Consider the following 18,736-nt stretch of genomic DNA (forward strand, 5'->3'; position numbering starts at 1 on the left):
AGCTCACTGTTTTGAGCAAAATGTCGAATCCGCCCGGGATTTTTATAATTAAAATGAATAACATCGATGTTTGCTGAATACCATGTATTTGAGACGAAAAAGTTAAGGCGGACATTGAATGAGAGGGAACCTTGATAGGAGAATGGGATTTCGTACTGTACAGCTCATGGCAGCTGCAGTTTCAGTGATTTTAGTGCTTTGCGTGACGACTGGAATTATAGGAGCATTTGGGAAGACTGATGATGGAAGTTATGTACTGCAGGACAGATCAATCGCAGAACTTATGGGTGATTTCGGAGTGATATGTTTTGATACATTGAATGTGCAGACACATTTGCACAGCAATTTTATAACAAAGACGCTAAATGCAAATTCCAACTCGGGACTCAGAAATTCTTACGGGGTGTATGAGGAGTTCTATTTTGAGGACGCTGAGAATATGAACGGCTGCGTGTCGGATGTGGATACTGATATGCTGTATACAGGGGCAGATATTAGAAGGGTAGAGGATGGCAGTGTTTATATAATTATGAACAATGGCTCTGAGATAAAGCTTGACAGACCTGCAAATGTTAAGACTGATGCGGAGCTTGCTGAGAAGGGAGAATACTCAAAGTATGCCGATATGTCTGACATACAGAGAAGATTTATTGAATACAGTCTGGAACTTAGAGCGTATGCTGATACAGAGGAAACTGTGGATATAGATCTGGATGGAGATATAAATAACAGACGAATTGCGGTAAATGGCGATGGTATGCATGCTGTGTCGCTGGACTACAATGAACTGTCGGCAAATACCAATCCGATTTATTTTGAGTTCCCGGATTGTGATGGGGATACCGTTCTTCTCATGAACATTGATCTGAGTGGTGCGCAGGATGTAGTGTTTGGGGATATGATATTTGGCAGCAAAAATGATGCGAAGGCAAACGACAATGGAAACTATTTTAATGCCTGCAACAGGATGTATTTTAACTTTTATGACAGCTCTGCTGCAGATGGACAGTTCAGCGGCAGTATTACATTTGCAGGTCGAGGATTTGGAACGGTGATGGCACCAAAGGCATCAGTAAATCTCGGACATAACTGGGATGGATGCGTGGTGAGTGAGATATTCTCAAACAGCGGAGAGTTCCACAGAGTGCCGGGAACTGATTTCCCAAAAGAAGAACCGACAACTGAGAGCACGACGACGGAAGACACAACGGAGGACACAACGACGGAGGATACGACCGCAGAGGATACAACGACGGAGGACACAACGACGGAAGATACAACAACGGAGGACACAACGACGGAGGATACGACAACAGAGGACACAACGACGGAAGACACAACAACGGAAGACACAACGACGGAAGACACAACGACGGAAGATACGACCACAGAGGACACGACCACAGAAGATACGACAACCGAGGATACCACAACAGAGGACACGACAACAGAAGACACAACGACAGAAAACACAACTGGCACGACCACGGAGTTGACAACGACAGAGGAGACGACAACGGAACATACCACATGGAGCACCACTGGCACAACAGTGACAATGATAACGACGCGCAGCACTCCGCCAGGCAGACATCCCGATACCGGTGACAGGCTTCCCTTAAAGGAGATAACTGGTGTGATAGTACTTGCACTTATGGGAAGTGCGGGGATAGTGATATATAAAAAAGTAAAAAAATAAATATATACTATTGAAAACAATATATGAGTTTGCTAAACTATGCTCAAAGCATATATTCTTGTATTCAATCAGCGAAGGCTGCATCTAAGAATCTTTAGTCAATTCAATGAATTCTATGCTTTTAAATACCATATTTTATTTTTGCATAGTGCATTGGAGAGGTTAAAGGATATTTGCCGCTGTTTCTTGATAAGGTTCTTTGATGTACTGTAGAAAGGAGAACTTATGAAGAAACTTGAAGACATGAATTTAGTGGATGATTTTTTGATGACGAGTCTCATATGTCATCAGGAGTATGGAGATCGTTCGGTGAGGTATATGCTTGAGTGCATATTGAATCGCCGTTTTGGCAAGCTGACTGTTGTGCCGCAACGAGTTATGTGCGGTGCAGATCCGGAAAAACATGGCATTAGAATGGATGTGTATATTGATGAGAATGATGGAGAGATAATTGATATCGAGCCGGATCAGAATGACGGCAAGGCTGACGTAAAAGCTGTGCCAAGGCGAAACAGATTTTATCATGCGAAGATTGATTCAGCAAATTTGGCTGCTGGAGACGATTATAGCAATTTAAGGAATGTTGTTGTTATATTTATAACAACATATGATCCATTTGGACTTGACAGGATGGTTTATACGGTGAAAAATAAGTGTATAGAAGAATCGGATATGCCGTATGATGATGGGGCTGTGTCGTTATTTTTGTACACAAAGGGGAAAAAAGGAAATCCACCGGAGGAACTTAAGAGTTTGTTGCATTATATGGAAAATTCGATAGAAGAAAATGCTGGTACAGATTCACTTAAGGTCTTTCATCATATGGTGACTGCTGTGAAGAATGATGGAGAGGTAGGTCTTGCGTATATGAAGAGTGTTGAGATAGAAAAAAGGATACGAGAAGAAGGAAGAGAAGAAGGAAGAGAAGAAGGACACAGGGATGGGGTACGTATTGGACGTATTCAGGAGATAGTAAGACTAAGTAGAAGATTCAATAAAAGCGATGAAGAAATAATACAGATACTGCTGGAAGAGACAGGGCTTGGAGAAGACCAGGCAAGAGATGCACTTAAAAAGTACAGTTAGGTTATGTGAATCGTAAGGTTATAGCAGATTTTTAGCACCGTCATGTATACAGTAATATGTTACATGGCGGTGTTTATGTATAGGTGGCTAAAACTACTCTCAGTCTTGCATAATATGTTCGAATGTGATATATTTTAAAGGAATTTTGTGGTACAAAATACCATGGCAGGAGAATGTGTTTACATTATTTGACACAGAATAATAAAAAGGCACATTCTTTATTTTTGCTCATAAAAGATAGGAGAACAATAACATGACGATAACTGATGAAACTATTGATTATGTTGGAATCCTTGCAAAGCTTGAGCTTTCTCAGGAGGAGAAGGAGCAGGCAAAGAAGGATATGTCAGACATGCTTGATTATGTCAGCAAATTAAATGAACTTAATACAGATGGTGTGGAGGCCATGAGCCATACATTCCCATACAATAATGTGTTCCGCGAGGACGTAGTCACAAATAACGACGACAGAGAGAACATGCTGAAGAATGCACCGGAGCAGAAAGACGGCTGCTACAAGGTGCCAAAGACATTTGACTAGGAGGTAAGCTGAAGTGAATTTAATGGGTATGACAGCTGTAGAGCTGGGAAAAGCTATTAAAGACGGACAGGTAAGCGTTGTTCAGGCGACACAGGCTTGTCTTGACAGCATAGAGGCTTGTGAGAAGGACTACAACAGTTTTGTCACAGTTGACCGTGAGGGAGCACTTGCCCAGGCGGAGGAAGTGCAGAAGAAGATAGATGCAGGAGAGCTGAGCGGTCCTCTTGCAGGAGTTCCAATTGCGATAAAGGACAATATGTGTCAGGCTGGTGTTCAGACAAGCTGTTCATCAAAGATACTTTCAAATTTTGTCCCGACATATACAGCCGAGGCAGTGGTGAAGCTCCAGGAGGCAGGGGCAGTCATCGTTGGACATACCAACATGGATGAGTTTGCCATGGGAAGCACAACGGAGACATCGTACTTTGGAGAGACAAGAAATCCATGGGATATAAACAGGGTTCCGGGCGGCTCATCAGGTGGTTCAGCGGCAGCAGTTGCCGGAGAGGAGGTTCCATGTGCCCTCGGTTCAGACACCGGTGGGTCAATCAGGCAGCCTGCATCATTCTGTGGTGTCACAGGAATAAAGCCAACCTATGGAAGAGTTTCAAGATACGGACTCATAGCATACGGTTCATCACTTGACCAGATAGGACCTCTCGCAAAGAATGTTGAGGACTGTGCAACTATCCTTGAGGTCATATCACAGTATGACAAGAAAGACTCAACATCAGTGAACAGAGATGACAATGATTTTACAAGCGCTCTGGTGGATGATGTAAAGGGACTTAAGATCGGACTCCCACGAGATTACTTCACAGAGGGACTTGAGCCTGAGATAAAGGAAGCTGTATACGGTGTAGCTGAAGCTCTTAAGGCAAAAGGCGCAATAGTTGAGGAGTTTGATCTTGGCATGGTTGAGTATGCGATTCCGGCATACTACATCATAGCATCGGCGGAAGCAAGCTCAAACCTTGAGAGATTCGATGGTGTAAAGTACGGCTACAGAACATCAGAGTACACCGATCTTCACAACATGTACAAGAAGAGTCGTTCAGAGGGATTTGGTCCTGAGGTAAAGAGAAGAATCATGCTCGGTTCATTTGTGCTGAGTTCAGGATATTATGATGCATATTACGTTAAAGCACTTAAGGCAAAGGCGCTCATCAAACAGGCATATGACAAGGCGTTTGAGAAGTATGATATCATCCTTGGACCTGTTGCACCTACAACAGCTCTGAAGATGGGAGAGTCACTCTCAGATCCTATTAAGATGTATCTGGGTGATGTGTACACCGTTCCTGTAAACCTTGCGGGACTTCCTGGAATATCACTTCCATGTGGAACAGATAAGGACGGAATGCCGATCGGAGTACAGATGGTAGGAAATGCATTTGAGGAGAAGACTATTATAAGAGCAGCTTACGCATTTGAGAAGACCAGAGAATACAAGAGACCTGCACAGGTTTCAGAAAGGGGGCTGTAAGAGATGGCAAAGACATATGAGACAGTCATCGGACTTGAGGTCCATGTAGAGCTAGCGACCAAGACAAAGATATTCTGTGGCTGCAGCACAGCATTTGGAGGAGCTCCTAATACACATACGTGTCCGGTATGTACCGGAATGCCGGGTTCACTTCCAGTACTTAATAAGGAAGTTGTAAATAAGGCGATCGCAGTTGGTCTTGCGACAAACTGTAAGATCACACAGAACTGTAAGTTTGACAGAAAGAATTATTTCTATCCGGATAACCCACAGAACTATCAGATATCACAGCTTTACTACCCAATATGCAGGGATGGTAAGGTAGAGATAGAGGTGGACGGTGTCAAGAAATATGTGAGAATCCATGAGATACATATGGAGGAGGACGCAGGTAAGCTTGTCCATGATCCATATACAGACAGCTCACTTGTTGATTTCAACCGTTCAGGTGTTCCGCTTATAGAGATAGTATCTGAGCCTGACATGAGATCTGCGGAAGATGTAATAGCATATCTTGAAAAGCTCAGGGAGACGATACAGTATCTCGGTGCTTCAGATTGTAAGCTTAATGAGGGATCAATGCGTGCTGACGTCAATCTTTCTGTCAGAGAGGTTGGCTCGGAGGAGTTTGGTACACGTACAGAGACAAAGAACCTGAACTCATTCAAGGCCATCGCCAGAGCCATAGAGAATGAGAGAGAGAGACAGATCGATCTCATCGAGTCCGGTGAGAAGGTTGTTCAGGAGACAAGAAGGTGGGACGATACAAAAGAGTATTCATATCCGATGAGATCCAAGGAGGATGCACAGGATTACAGATATTTCCCTGATCCTGATCTTGTACCAATCCATATCAGTGATGAGTGGCTGCAGCAGGTAAGGGATGCACAGCCTGAGTTCAGAGATGCAAAAAAGATAAGATACAAAGAGGAATATGCAATTCCTGATTATGATATAGATATAATCACAGCATCAAAGAAGATGGCAGATCTGTTTGAGGATGCCATCGCACTGGGATCGCCGGCAAAGAAGGTGTCCAACTGGCTTATGGGAGAGACCATGAGACTGATGAAAGAGAACATTGTTGATGCGGAAGACCTGAAGTTTTCAGCGGAGAATCTTGCAAAGCTCATCAAGCTCGTGGATGACAGGGTTATCAACGGCGGTGTAGCAAAGGAAGTGTTCGAGAAGGTATTTGCTGAGAATATTGATCCTGAGAAGTATGTAAAGGATAACGGACTTGCGACAGTTCAGGATGACAATGCCCTTAAAGAGGCATGCCAGGCAGCCATAGATAACAATCCGAAGGCTGTAGAGGATTACAGGGGTGGCAAGGAGAAGGCTCTCGGAGCACTTGTCGGTCAGGTTATGAAAGCTATGAAGGGTAAAGCAGATCCTGGATCTGTTAACAAGATGCTTAGGGAGATGCTTTAATATGGAAGAAAACAGAAGAGTGAGAAAGAGGGATAGGTATAAACGTCTCATAACAGTGGGTGAGGCTTGCGTACTCATTGCTGTGGAGCTGGTGCTGTTTGGACTCATGTGGTACCGGTACTATGAGGTAACGCTTACGCTTCCGTTCTGGAGAAGAGGAAACTGGGCGGTTATCGGAATGTATGGAATAATCATCATACTTTTCACCAAGCTTTATGGTGGTTACAGAGTTGGCTTTTTCAGATTGCTTGATATAGTATACTCACAGCTGCTGGCTCTTGTATGTGCCAATGTGGTTGGTTACTTGCAGCTCTGTATAATCTGTCGAGATTATGTGAATCCAGTACCGTTGCTTAAGGTAACCGGACTTGAAGCGGTAGTGATACTGCTTTGGATCTTTACGTGTAGATTTCTGTATGCGAAGATGTATCCGCCAAGGCATCTGCTGTTGGTATATGGATATAAGACGCCGATGGAGTTTATAGACAAGATCAATGCCCGTAAGGATAAGTATGTAATAGAAGATAGAATACATGTCAGTGAAGGCGAGCAGGCGATTAAGGAGAAGATACTCCAGTACGATGGAGTAATCATTTGCGAGACAAAGGCTTATATAAGAAATGAGCTTGTGAAGTATTGTTTTGAACACTCCATCAGATCGTATGTTGTGCCAAAGCTCTCCGATATAATCATACTTGGTGCGGAGCCTATACATTTGTTTGATACGCCTATCCTGTTGTCAAGGAATCAGGGCCTTACTGGAGATGACATGATCATCAAAAGGATCATGGATCTTGTGTGTGGATTTATATTGCTGATCATAGCATCGCCATTTATGCTCATATCAGCACTTGCGATATGGCTTTATGACAGAGGACCGGTTTTCTACAAACAGGACAGACTAACGCTTAATGGTAAGGTATTCAAGATCATCAAGTTTAGAAGTATGAAGATGGATTCAGAGGCTCACGGTGCCCAGCTTGCAAAGAAGGATGATGATAGAATTACTCCTGTGGGCAAATGGCTCAGGAAGCTGCATCTCGATGAGCTTCCACAGCTTTTCAATGTTCTTAAGGGAGATATGTCCCTTGTTGGACCGAGACCGGAGAGACCTGAGATCGCAGAGCTTTATAAGAAGACCTTCCCTGAGTTTGATTACAGACTCAAGATGAAAGCTGGACTTACGGGATATGCACAGGTGTATGGAAAATACAACACCACACCAAGAGATAAGGTGAAGCTTGATCTCACCTACTACGAGCAGTATTCAATATGGCTTGATTTCAAGCTGATGCTGCTAACTGTAAAGATCATGTTCCAGAAGGAGACATCAGAGGGCATAGCTTCAAATATGACTACTGCACTCAGAGATGGTGAGAAGGTTCAGATTCCGGCACCGGTGAATGTCAAACCAGATGGACTGGATGAAGCAGAGGATGCATTTTATGATCTTAAGAAGACCGTAAATAAAAATACAGGCAAAGATTCTTGATATAAACATATGATTTGATGTGTAGGTGGATAGTATGACAAATGCTAAGGTTTCGGTAGTTATACCATCATATAACAGTGGCGGTACAATAGAAGAGGCTATAGAGTCGGTTCTGGCTCAGGATGTGCCAGTGGAGATCATCGTGATAGATGATTGTTCGCTGGACGACACTGAGCATGTACTCCAAAAATATAAGAATGATCCACGTATCAGGATAATTGTGAATGAAAAGAATTTGGGGGTAGCAGCGTCCAGAAATCGTGGAGTGAAAGAGGCTGTTTGTGACAGAGTCGCATTCCTGGATTCAGATGATATGTGGGTGGATGGAAAGCTGGTAAAACAGCTGAAGCTGATGGATGAAACAGGAACACTGATCTGTTCGACTGCGAGGGAACTGCTCACGGAGGATGGCAACAGGACAGGAAAGATCATAGAGGTGCCGGATACTGTGACATACAGGGAACTTCTCAAGGGAAATGTGATCAATTGCTCTTCGGTGGTTGCGGACAGAAACATATTGATGAAATATCCTATGGGTAATGATGATATACATGAGGATTACATCTGCTGGCTTCAGATCCTAAAAGAGTGCGGGCAGGCTGTTCTTATAAATGAACCATTGCTTCTTTACCGTGTGGTGAAGAACAGTAAGTCGGGTTCAAAGCTTTCGTCCGCGAAGAAAACATTTGCAGTATACAGAAAACTTGGTTACGGATTTTTCAGAAGCTGTCTGTATTTTGCGAATTACGCTGTAAATGGTGTGAAAAAATATTTCCTTTAGAAGTTAAAGTGCGGGTATGCATGAGATATAATTATAGTCGGAGAACGATATGGCTGATGAAAAAATAAAACGAGGTCCGGGGAGACCTACAGACAAGAGAAAAGACACTGTCTTGAGACTCAGGATAGATGCGGAGACACATAAGAAGCTGAATAGATGTGCAGAGAAAAGACAGGTGTCGATGTCCGAGATCGTCCGTGAGGCAATAAATGAGATCGTCCGGGAAGCTGAAGCTGAGAGTTATGATGCAAAGGTTCCTGGGGGGAAAAAGACACAGGACAATAGATAAATATAACGACAAAGCAGGTGAGCAGCCGAGAGATTATCAGTATCCCGGCGGTTCACCTGCTTTATTTTATAATTGGGTTTATAATGTATATCCGTTTTGCTTGAGAAGCTCTCTTGCAGAGTCAATGGAATCATTGCCAGTAGCATTTTTTATAGGGGCAAATTCCTTCTCACGCTCAACCTCAAATGGAAGACATGTGCCCATGAATGCAATCATGTCTAGAGCTAGTGTCTCAAACTTGTATCCGTTAGGCTCGGCAGGCTTTACAATGTCACCATTCTTGTCAACATATGGGATGGCTTTCTTCACGATGTGTAGAGGCATGCTTTCATTCATGATCTTCATAAGTCTGTCGACAGGAAAGATGTAGTTGAGGGTAACACCGTAATTGTATGCGTAATCTCCATTTTCATCGCGCTGGTTGCGCATCTCATCTGTGAGCTCATAGTACTCAACGATGTATGGCTTTCCGTGGTTTGTGCAGAGAACACCGACCTTCTCGTCGGGATAGGCTTTTCTGACAACCTTTCCGCCGGAGAGGTAGCCTTCCTTGATGACTGCACCGAGGAAAACAGGATCTGCGATCCTTTGAAGAACATTGTCAACAGAGAAGACATTGATGTATTTGATATTGTGCTCAGTCAGCTTGCTCAGATGACCTGCCTTGCAAAGTGATGAGAACCAGCCACCATTACCGTTAGGGGACATGGCGATACGTCCCTTTTCTTCCAGATAGATCTTGCCGTTGAAGTCAACTGATGGCACCATCTCCTGTTTGAAGAAATGAATATAATCAGGGTTATATCCGAAGTAGTTATGTTCCTTGAAAAATGTAGTCGTATCATCGTGGTTCTTTTCATTCGTCATTATAAAGAAATGTATCCATGTATCGGCAAGCTTTACGATATCCAGTGTGTGCTCAATGAGCAGTTGGAAGATGAACATATCTTTTGTTACGCCCACATTGAAGGTTCCCTTTGGCCCTGAGAATCCAAGACGGGTTCCCTGACCACCAGCTAAAAGTACGAGTGCAAGATCGCCATTTTTTATAGTGTCTATTCCTGCATTCAAGTATGTGTCATGGTTCGCATTGATGGCGTCTAGCTGAAGAGCTGCGACAGGTGCAATGTCGGAATCATTTCCAGAGTTGTTTTTGCCAATCATGTCGATGAGTGAAAAATCGATCTGATCAATCTGGCTTAACAGAGCCTGCTGCTCATCGCTTTTTAATTCATCATAATATCTGAGAAGGTGAAGCTGACCCTTTTCTTCCAGAAGTTTGTATGCGCTTTCGTAATTCATAAAATTCTCCTTAAATAATGTAGATTGTAAATAAATTCTCTCTCCTAGTATTTCTTTCTGATAGCAATTGTGTCCGTAAATACTTTCCAGATATCTCTGAACTTGATCCTTCTGCCGTTTGATAAATCGTCTCTGCTGTAATTAAGCGCTATCGGAGCCTCAGATATTTTGTATCCCTGCTTGTGGGCGGCTACAAGTATCTCAATGTCAAATGCGTATCCATTTATAGTCAGATTTTCAGCTATCGGCTTGATCACCTCGGATTTAAATAACTTGATACCGGTCTGAGTATCGTGGATCCCGAGATTGAAAAGCATCCGGAGCATGACATAATAAGAATAACTCATCATTCTTCTGAGCGGTGGATAGTCAAGTTTGGATTCTGGGTGAAGCTTGGAACCGATGACTATGTCTGCATCGTCATCCTTCATCTGCTTCATGAACTTCCTGAGCAGAGCAGGACTGAGTTCCAGATCAGAATCAAGGAAAGCGATGTATCGGCCACGGGCTGCCTTGATGCCTGTCGTTATAGCGAATCCTTTGCCGTGGTTGTCATTGTATCCTGTGGCTGTAATGTGGGAATCTGCATCAGAAGCCTCCCTTATCAATTGCCAGGTGGAGTCTGAGCTGCCATCGTTTACGGCAATTATCTCATAGCGATGAAGGAAACTGCTGAGTATCTTACTCGTTTCCAGCAGATTATCTTTTATATGCGCTTCTTCATTGTAAGCTGGCATGACTACCGACAAAGTAATATTTGGTGAAATATTCTTTTCAGTTTCCATTTCATTCATTATCTCCCTTGCTATAGACTTAACTCCAATTGTTTTAAACACAATTATTAATAGTATACTTGTAAAAATGATGGGTGTCAAATGAAATACATTTAAGACGTTATGCCTTGGTTTTTAATTTCATTGGGTAATGCCATAGATTATATGTTGTAAAAGCCAAAAATATAATGTATTATATAGCGAGGTAACGACATTTTTAGATATGAAGATAAAAGAGGAGTTCCAATGGATAAAAAGAACAGATTATCAACAGATTATGATGATGAAGATATGAACTGGCTGGATGACGATGACGACTACCTTGAAGAAGGAGGTATTCTGAGTTCATTGTTATTTGGCGATAAAAAGAAGAAAAAACGCTCCAAAGCGGATCCATCCCGCGATGATGACCGCAGAAGCAGGAGATCGACAGACGTACATGAAAAACGCGAGGAAAAGACGGATGTATCAGAGCCGCGCCGGACTAGAGCAGCTTCTGGAATTCATGGAGAGAGAACTGGCAAGTCGGTGAGATCAGTGCGCCGTGTTGGGGACGAGCAGAGCACAGGTATAGATAATGTCTATATGGATGAAACTGCATCTGCGAGAGATCGTCAGTCGGAAAGACCTGCCAGGAGAAGAAAGATTTCGTCAGACAGGACACCGGTAAGACTGGATGAGGGAACAACTAGAACAGGCAGAACCCCGGTCAGACATGATGAGGAAAAGGCAAAAACTGTCAGAACACATGCTGCGTCAGCGGGGACAGTTGGAGAGTATGATGAATACTACCATGAAAACAGCCGTTCGAGAAAACTGAGAGATGACAGGACAGCCCAGAAGAAAGAGAATGCATCAGGAAAACATACAGGCCGTAGTCAGCGAAGCGGATCTGCATATGCTGCAGACAGCGCCAGGACATCAGTGGACAATCTTCTCAGGGAGGTGAATAACCTCGAGGTGGACAGCAAACAGAGACATGAGGACCTGCGCAGAGAGGCGTGGGAGAGAACTCAGCGCAACGTCGCAAAGGCAAAGGCGGAGGTCGAGCGCCTGGAACTTGAGCGCGAAAAGAATGAGAAAGAGGAAGCGCGCAAGAAAAAAGTCCGCGAGGAGATGGAGAGAAGACAGGCTGAGTCAGAGAAGCAGCGTGAACAGGAGAACACCGAAAAAGAGGTAAGGTCTGTAGCAGACAATAGTGAAGAGGACAATAATAAAACAGAGGTGACTTTAGCAGATACTGCGGAAAAATCAGTTGATATAGGACCAGATGATATGGGTTCAGACGATGCAGGCGGCAAGTCAGAGGCAGTGGAGTCTGTTATTTCAGACGATCAGACAGAAGAACCGGATGAAGAGTCAGGTGAAGAGTCAGGTGAAGATGACAATATAACATTTTCTGACAATGCAGACGAAAGCAGCACCAAAGAAGAGAAGCCTCGGATGAAGGATAATAGATCTGATATGCTGAACATGGATGCTCTTGAGCAAATAGAGAGGGATATAGACGAGGATAAGCTCAGATATTCAGAGTCAGATACGGAGGATCTAGGACTCGGAGATATTGGCAGGGCACTTGGGTTTGATGCGGTTGATCTTGAGGATGATGAAGAGGAACTGGATGATGACGAAGAGTCAGACAGTGAGAAGTTTTTCAGAGAGAATCTACTCGATGAGGCTGATCCGAAAGTAGTAAATCCAGAGAGAAAGAAGATAAATATAAGCACTAAGGTCTGGGCGATCGCGTTTTTTGTACTGCTGGCATTGTTCATAATGATATGTGTCATATATGTCAAAAATTATGCAAGAATGAAGTACAATGAGATGAATATCAATGAAATCAGTGCAGATCAGCTTCTTGTAAATGATGGTGTAAAAGATGCTACGGCTGGATACAGAACTATAGCGTTGTATGGTGTTGATTCAAGAGATCAGAATATGGATGCCGGAACAAACAGCGACAGTATCATGATAGTGAGCATCAATGAGTCCACGAAAGAGATAAAGCTTGTATCAGTGTACAGGGACACCCTCATGGATATAGCAAGCGGAGCGATGAACAAGTCGCAGAAAGTAAATTATGCTTATCAGCTTGGAGGCGCCGTCACAGCAATAAACACTTTGAATACTAATCTTGATCTCAATATCACAGATTATGTAGCGGTAGATTTCAGTGCCATGGCAAGCATAATCGATGCGGTAGGCGGTGTTAATATTAATGTAGTCGATGATGAGATAAATAATTTCAACAAGAATCTTGCAGAGCAGATAAGTATATCGGGTAAATATTCATCTGGTATAACACAGGCTGGTCAGTATACTCTTGATGGACAGCAGGCGGTTGCATATTCAAGAATCCGTTCAACAGGCAGCGGTGATATCACGAGAACTGAGAGACAGAGAATAATACTTCTGAAGGTCATCGATAAGCTGATAAAGGCTGATACCAGCTCGCTCAGCGCATTTGTAGATGTGTCATTCAATAATATATCTACAAGTCTTAATAAGGACAGTATATTGGATCTGGTAAAAGCTGTTGCAAAGTACAGTGTAGTTGACACTGCTGGATTCCCTTTTGCCTATGAGGCAGTGGATATGGCAGAACAGGGCAATTGTCTTGTTGCTGCAGATATGGAGAGCAATGTCCAGGCACTTCATGAATACCTGTACGGCAATTCACATTACAAGGTATCAGATACATCAAAGCAGATAAGTGTAAGCCTTGCAAAGGAGACAGGTGTAAGTGCCCAAAAGGTCAAGGTAGAATCAGAAAAGCCGGGAGATGGTATTTCTGACGGAAAGGGTGAGGGTGACCTCAGAACTATAACAGAGCCACCTAAGGGAATGATTCTTGACGAGTGATGTATTAGTACTGATGTGAAATTAACAAATAACATGTATAAATATAGAACCCCCATATGAGTGCATATCAGCATCCATATGGGGGTTTTCTGAAAAATGGAAAAGCATGGGTGGGGAGAAAGAGCCAGCTGCCTTAAATCACAGAAATGTATAGTGATATAAATGTGTTTCATGGAAAATGAAACTGAAAATATTTGAGAATTGAGAACAACAAGAGAAAATGAATATACAATAATTCAAAATATATTAAAACTGAAAACTGTCAGACAATTTCCTGAAAAAAGTTGTTTACAAACGGTATAAATGGTAGTAATATATCAAAAACGATAAAACACTTGAGAAAAATACAAAATTAGCAACATTTACTTGAGAAACAAAAGCAAAAAGAAAAATATCGTTGTGAATGACAAAAATGCAATAACATGGAAAGGACGGAACAGGACATGATTGAGAATAAGAGAGCAGAGAATACCGGATTATACGACCCATGCTTTGAACATGATAACTGCGGTATCGGTGCTGTTGTCAATATCAAGGGTATCAAAACTCACGACACAGTTAACAATGCCCTCAAGATAGTTGAGAATCTTGAGCACAGAGCAGGAAAGGATGCAGAGGGCAAGACCGGAGACGGTGTAGGTATACTCCTTCAGATATCACATAAGTTCTTCAGTAAGGCTGTAGCAGAGCTTGGATACGACCTTGGAAAGGAAGGCGATTATGGAATAGGAATGTTCTTCTTTCCACAGAAGGAGCTGGCTCGCAAGCAGGCTATGAAGATGTTTGAGGTCATAGTTGAGAAAGAAGGACTTGAGTTCATTTGCTGGAGAGAAGTTCCTACAACACCTGGAATTCTCGGCAAGAAGGCGATAGATGTTATGCCATGTATCATGCAGGCATTCATCAGAAGACCTGAGACAGTAAAGGCAGGTATGGACTTTGACAGAAAGCTCTACTTTGTCAGAAGAATATTCGAGGAGAGCAATGATGACACATATGTTCCGTCACTTTCTAGCAAGACTATAGTATATAAAGGAATGTTCCTCGTCGGTGAACTCAGAATGTTCTACAACGACCTTCAGGATCCTGATTATGAGTCAGCAATAGGACTTGTTCATTCAAGATTCTCAACGAATACAACACCATCATGGCTCAGAGCTCATCCATACAGATATCTGTGCCATAACGGTGAGATCAATACAATAAGAGGAAATGAGGACAAGATGATTGCCCGTGAGGAGACAATGGAGTCGACCATCATGCAGGATGAGATGTACAAGGTTATGCCTGTTCTTGATCCCGATGGTTCAGATTCAGCAAGACTTGATAACTGTCTTGAGTTCCTGGTGCTGAACGGAATACCACTTCCTATGGCAGTCATGATCACGATCCCTGAGCCGTGGGAGAACGACAGAGCTATGAGCCAGGAGAAGAAGGATTTCTATCAGTACTATGCAACCATGATGGAGCCTTGGGATGGTCCTGCTTCTATATTATTCACAGACGGTGAACTCATGGGAGCAGTCCTCGACAGAAATGGCCTGAGACCATCGAGATACTATATAACAGATGATGATTACCTTGTACTTTCATCAGAGGTCGGAGTTCTGGACGTAGATCCATCTAAGATCGTGAAGAAAGACCGACTCAGACCTGGCAAGATGCTTCTTGTCGACACAGTGAATGGACGTCTTATCTCAGATGAGGAGATCAAGGAGAAATATGCACTGGCAAAGCCATATGGAGAGTGGGTAGACAGCAATCTTGTACATCTCGCCGATCTGAAGATCCCGAACATCAGAGTTCAGGAGTACACAGATGAGGAGAGAGCAAGACTTCAGAAGGCATTTGGATATACCTATGAAGACTTCAAGAACACAATATATCCAATGGCAGAGAAAGGTGCAGAGGCTATCAGCGCCATGGGTACTGACACACCGCTGGCAGTCCTGTCGAACAGCCACAAACCATTGTTCAACTTCTTCAAGCAGTTATTTGCACAGGTTACAAATCCTCCAATCGATGCGATCAGAGAGGAAGTTGTCACATCCACATCGGTATACCTCGGAAAGGATGGTAATATCCTCGAGGAGAAGCCAGAGAACTGTCATGTGTTGAAGATCAACCATCCAATACTGACAAACACAGATCTTCTGAAGATCAAGAATATGAATGTTCCTGGCCTTAAGGTTGCGACACTTCCTATTCTTTATTATAAGAACACATCCATGGAGAAGGCTCTCGACAGACTGTTTATCGAGGCCGACAAGCTCTACAGGGACGGTGTAAATATACTCATCCTCTCAGACCGAGGCGTGGATGAGAATCATGTGGCAATACCATCACTCCTTGCAGTATCAGCTATGCAGAAGCACCTGGTAAGAACCAAGAAGAGAACAGCGGTTGCGATCATCCTTGAGAGTGCAGATCCAAGAAATGTTCATCACTTTGCAACACTTCTCGGATACGGTGCATGTGCAGTCAACCCTTATCTTGCAATAGAGACGATCAAGCAGATGGTTGATTCGCATCTGCTGAACAAGGATTTTAATGCGGCTGTAGATGATTACAACAGTGCAATATGTCATGGAATAGTAAAGATCGCATCCAAGATGGGAGTCTCAACGATCCAGTCATACATGGGTTCACAGATATTTGAGTGTATCGGACTCTCAAAGGATGTTGTGGACAGATATTTTACAAATACAGTAAGCCGTGTTGGTGGCTCCGGAATAAAGGAGCTTGAGAAGACCGTTGACGATCTCCATTCATCAGCATTTGATCCACTTGGACTGAATACGAATCTTGCCCTCACAAGCATAGGAGCACACAAGTTCAGAAGTGGCAAGGAGGAGCATCTGTACAATCCTGTCACAATACATCTTCTTCAGGAGGCAACAAGGCGCGGCGATTACAAGCTGTTCAAGCAGTACACAGCAGCGCTCCATGATGAGCAGAAGCCATTCCACCTTAGAGGTCTTATGGACTTCAAGTTTGCTGATAAGCCGGTTCCACTTGATGAGGTTGAACCAGCAAGTGAGATAGTCAAGAGATTCAAGACAGGTGCCATGAGCTACGGAAGTATATCACAGGAGGCACATGAGTGTATGGCCATCGCCATGAACGAGCTGGGCGGTAAGTCCAATTCAGGAGAGGGCGGTGAGTCGATAGAGAGACTTACGATCGGCAAGGATGGCAAGAATAGATGCTCAGCCATCAAGCAGGTAGCATCAGGAAGATTTGGCGTTACATCGAGATACCTTGTGAGCGCCAAGGAGATACAGATCAAGATGGCACAGGGAGCAAAGCCTGGAGAGGGCGGACATCTCCCTGGCGGAAAGGTATATCCTTGGATCGCAAAGACAAGACTTTCAACACCTGGAGTAAGCCTTATCTCTCCACCACCACATCACGATATATATTCGATAGAGGATCTTGCACAGCTCATCTACGACTGCAAGAATGCAAACCGTGATGCGAGAATATCAGTAAAGCTTGTGTCTGAGGCTGGTGTAGGTACAGTAGCGGCCGGTGTTGCAAAGGCCGGAGCACAGGTCATCCTGATCTCAGGTTATGATGGAGGAACAGGAGCAGCACCTAACAACTCCATCCATTATGCAGGCCTTCCTTGGGAGCTTGGACTTGCAGAGACACATCAGACACTTATAATGAACGACCTCAGAAATAAGGTTATCCTTGAGGCTGATGGTAAGCTTATGACAGGACGTGACGTTGCCATAGCTGCAATGCTCGGTGCAGAGGAGTTTGGATTTGCAACAGCACCGCTTGTAACAATGGGCTGTGTCATGATGAGGGTATGTAACCTTGATACGTGTCCTGTCGGCATAGCAACACAGAATCCTGAACTTAGAAAGAGATTCAGAGGTAAGCCGGAGTATGTGAAGAACTTTATGCTGTTCATAGCAGAGGAGCTTCGTGAGTACATGAGTAAGCTCGGCGTCAGAACAGTTGATGAGCTGGTTGGACGCTCAGATCTCCTGATGAGCAGCGACAGAGCAGATGAGAGAAATGTAATCCTTGATAAGATAATCAATAATCCATATATGGATATGCCACAGAACAAGGTCAAGTATCATGAGAAGAATATTTATGACTTCCAGCTTGAGAAGACAGTAGATATGAGGATACTCATGAAGAAGCTCGGACCTGCACTTGAGAAGGGACAGAAGAAGAGTGTTGAGCTTGATGTGGTCAATACGGACAGATCTGTTGGAACAATATTCGGATCAGAGATCACCAAGAAATATGGCGAGTCCCTTGATGAGGACACATACATCGTCAAATGTAACGGTGCCGGTGGACAGAGCTTTGGTGCATTCATTCCAAAGGGACTTACACTTGAACTGGTTGGCGACAGCAATGATTACTTCGGCAAGGGTCTGTCAGGTGGCAAGCTGATCGTTTATCCACCACGTTCAGTAAAGTATAAGCATGAGGATAACATCATTATAGGAAACGTTGCACTGTATGGTGCCACAAGTGGTAAGGCATTCATCAATGGTGTTGCAGGCGAGAGATTTGCAGTTCGTAACTCAGGCGCAACAGCGGTCGTTGAGGGTGTTGGAGATCACGGATGTGAATATATGACAGGCGGTAAGGTCGTAGTTCTGGGAACAACAGGCAAGAACTTTGCAGCAGGAATGAGCGGCGGTATCGCATATGTTCTTGATATGGGCAACGATCTGTACAAGAGACTGAACAAAGAGATGATATCCATAGAGGCTGTTACGGACAAGTACGAGGTGAGTGAACTTAAGCAGCTCATCATGGATCACGTAAACTATACCAATTCAGAGATAGGCAAGAGAATCCTTGAGGATTTTGAGGGATATCTTCCAAAGTTCAAGAAGATCATACCAAAGGATTACAAGAAGATGATGAATATGATAGTTGCATTTGAGGAGAAGGGCCTGAGCCGTGAGAAGGCAGCTATCGAAGCATTCTACAAGGTTAAGAACGGAGGTAAGTAG

At 43.6% G+C, this 18,736-nt stretch carries 12 protein-coding genes; 10 read left to right on the forward strand and 2 right to left on the reverse strand.

Annotation, left to right across the window (positions count from 1 at the left end; genetic code table 11):
* The first annotated feature begins 118 nt into the window (after positions 1 to 118).
* The 8 genes from NQ536_RS03945 to NQ536_RS03980 all read left to right on the forward strand — a co-directional run bounded on the left by NQ536_RS03945 (position 119) and on the right by NQ536_RS03980 (position 8,808).
* Complete coding sequence (locus NQ536_RS03945; protein WP_004849741.1) at positions 119 to 1,699, forward strand: hypothetical protein; 1,581 nt, start codon at positions 119 to 121, stop codon at positions 1,697 to 1,699.
* A gap of 225 nt (positions 1,700 to 1,924) precedes the next feature.
* Complete coding sequence (locus NQ536_RS03950; RefSeq protein WP_004849742.1) at positions 1,925 to 2,785, forward strand: Rpn family recombination-promoting nuclease/putative transposase; 861 nt, start codon at positions 1,925 to 1,927, stop codon at positions 2,783 to 2,785.
* Between the two features lie 253 nt (positions 2,786 to 3,038).
* Positions 3,039 to 3,326 carry an Asp-tRNA(Asn)/Glu-tRNA(Gln) amidotransferase subunit GatC gene (gene gatC, locus NQ536_RS03955; RefSeq protein ID WP_004849744.1) on the forward strand — a complete coding sequence of 96 codons (288 nt, stop codon included), beginning with the start codon at positions 3,039 to 3,041 and terminating at the stop codon, positions 3,324 to 3,326.
* A 22-nt stretch (positions 3,327 to 3,348) separates the two neighbouring features.
* Positions 3,349 to 4,812, forward strand: a complete 1,464-nt coding sequence (gene gatA, locus NQ536_RS03960) for an Asp-tRNA(Asn)/Glu-tRNA(Gln) amidotransferase subunit GatA (RefSeq protein WP_004849746.1) — start codon at positions 3,349 to 3,351, stop codon at positions 4,810 to 4,812.
* Between the two features lie 3 nt (positions 4,813 to 4,815).
* Positions 4,816 to 6,246, forward strand: coding sequence for an Asp-tRNA(Asn)/Glu-tRNA(Gln) amidotransferase subunit GatB (gatB, locus tag NQ536_RS03965; protein WP_004849748.1), 1,431 nt, complete (start codon positions 4,816 to 4,818; stop codon positions 6,244 to 6,246).
* Between the two features lies 1 nt (position 6,247).
* Positions 6,248 to 7,738, forward strand: coding sequence for a sugar transferase (locus NQ536_RS03970; RefSeq protein WP_004849749.1), 1,491 nt, complete (start codon positions 6,248 to 6,250; stop codon positions 7,736 to 7,738).
* Positions 7,739 to 7,772: 34 nt separating this feature from the next.
* Positions 7,773 to 8,519: a glycosyltransferase family 2 protein gene (locus NQ536_RS03975; RefSeq protein ID WP_004849751.1), complete on the forward strand. Its 747-nt coding sequence runs from the start codon at positions 7,773 to 7,775 to the stop codon at positions 8,517 to 8,519.
* A 49-nt stretch (positions 8,520 to 8,568) separates the two neighbouring features.
* Positions 8,569 to 8,808, forward strand: coding sequence for a ribbon-helix-helix protein, CopG family (locus NQ536_RS03980; RefSeq protein WP_004849753.1), 240 nt, complete (start codon positions 8,569 to 8,571; stop codon positions 8,806 to 8,808).
* 78 nt (positions 8,809 to 8,886) lie between these two features.
* Here the strand turns inward: NQ536_RS03980 and NQ536_RS03985 are convergent, their stop codons facing one another.
* Positions 8,887 to 10,110, reverse strand: coding sequence for a UDPGP type 1 family protein (locus tag NQ536_RS03985; protein ID WP_004849755.1), 1,224 nt, complete (start codon positions 10,108 to 10,110; stop codon positions 8,887 to 8,889).
* Between the two features lie 44 nt (positions 10,111 to 10,154).
* Complete coding sequence (locus NQ536_RS03990) at positions 10,155 to 10,895, reverse strand: glycosyltransferase family 2 protein (protein ID WP_049937624.1); 741 nt, start codon at positions 10,893 to 10,895, stop codon at positions 10,155 to 10,157.
* A gap of 234 nt (positions 10,896 to 11,129) precedes the next feature.
* On the opposite strand from NQ536_RS03990, the gene NQ536_RS03995 reads away from it, so the two are divergent.
* Both NQ536_RS03995 and gltB read left to right on the forward strand, forming a co-directional pair.
* On the forward strand, positions 11,130 to 13,745 hold the full coding sequence (locus NQ536_RS03995) for an LCP family protein (protein ID WP_004849758.1): 2,616 nt from the start codon (positions 11,130 to 11,132) through the stop codon (positions 13,743 to 13,745).
* Positions 13,746 to 14,188: 443 nt separating this feature from the next.
* Entirely contained in the window at positions 14,189 to 18,736 is a 4,548-nt protein-coding gene (gene gltB, locus NQ536_RS04000; RefSeq protein WP_044997807.1) for a glutamate synthase large subunit, read from the forward strand.

The organism is Coprococcus eutactus (assembly GCF_025149915.1).
Taxonomy (GTDB): Bacteria; Bacillota; Clostridia; order Lachnospirales; family Lachnospiraceae; genus Coprococcus; species Coprococcus eutactus.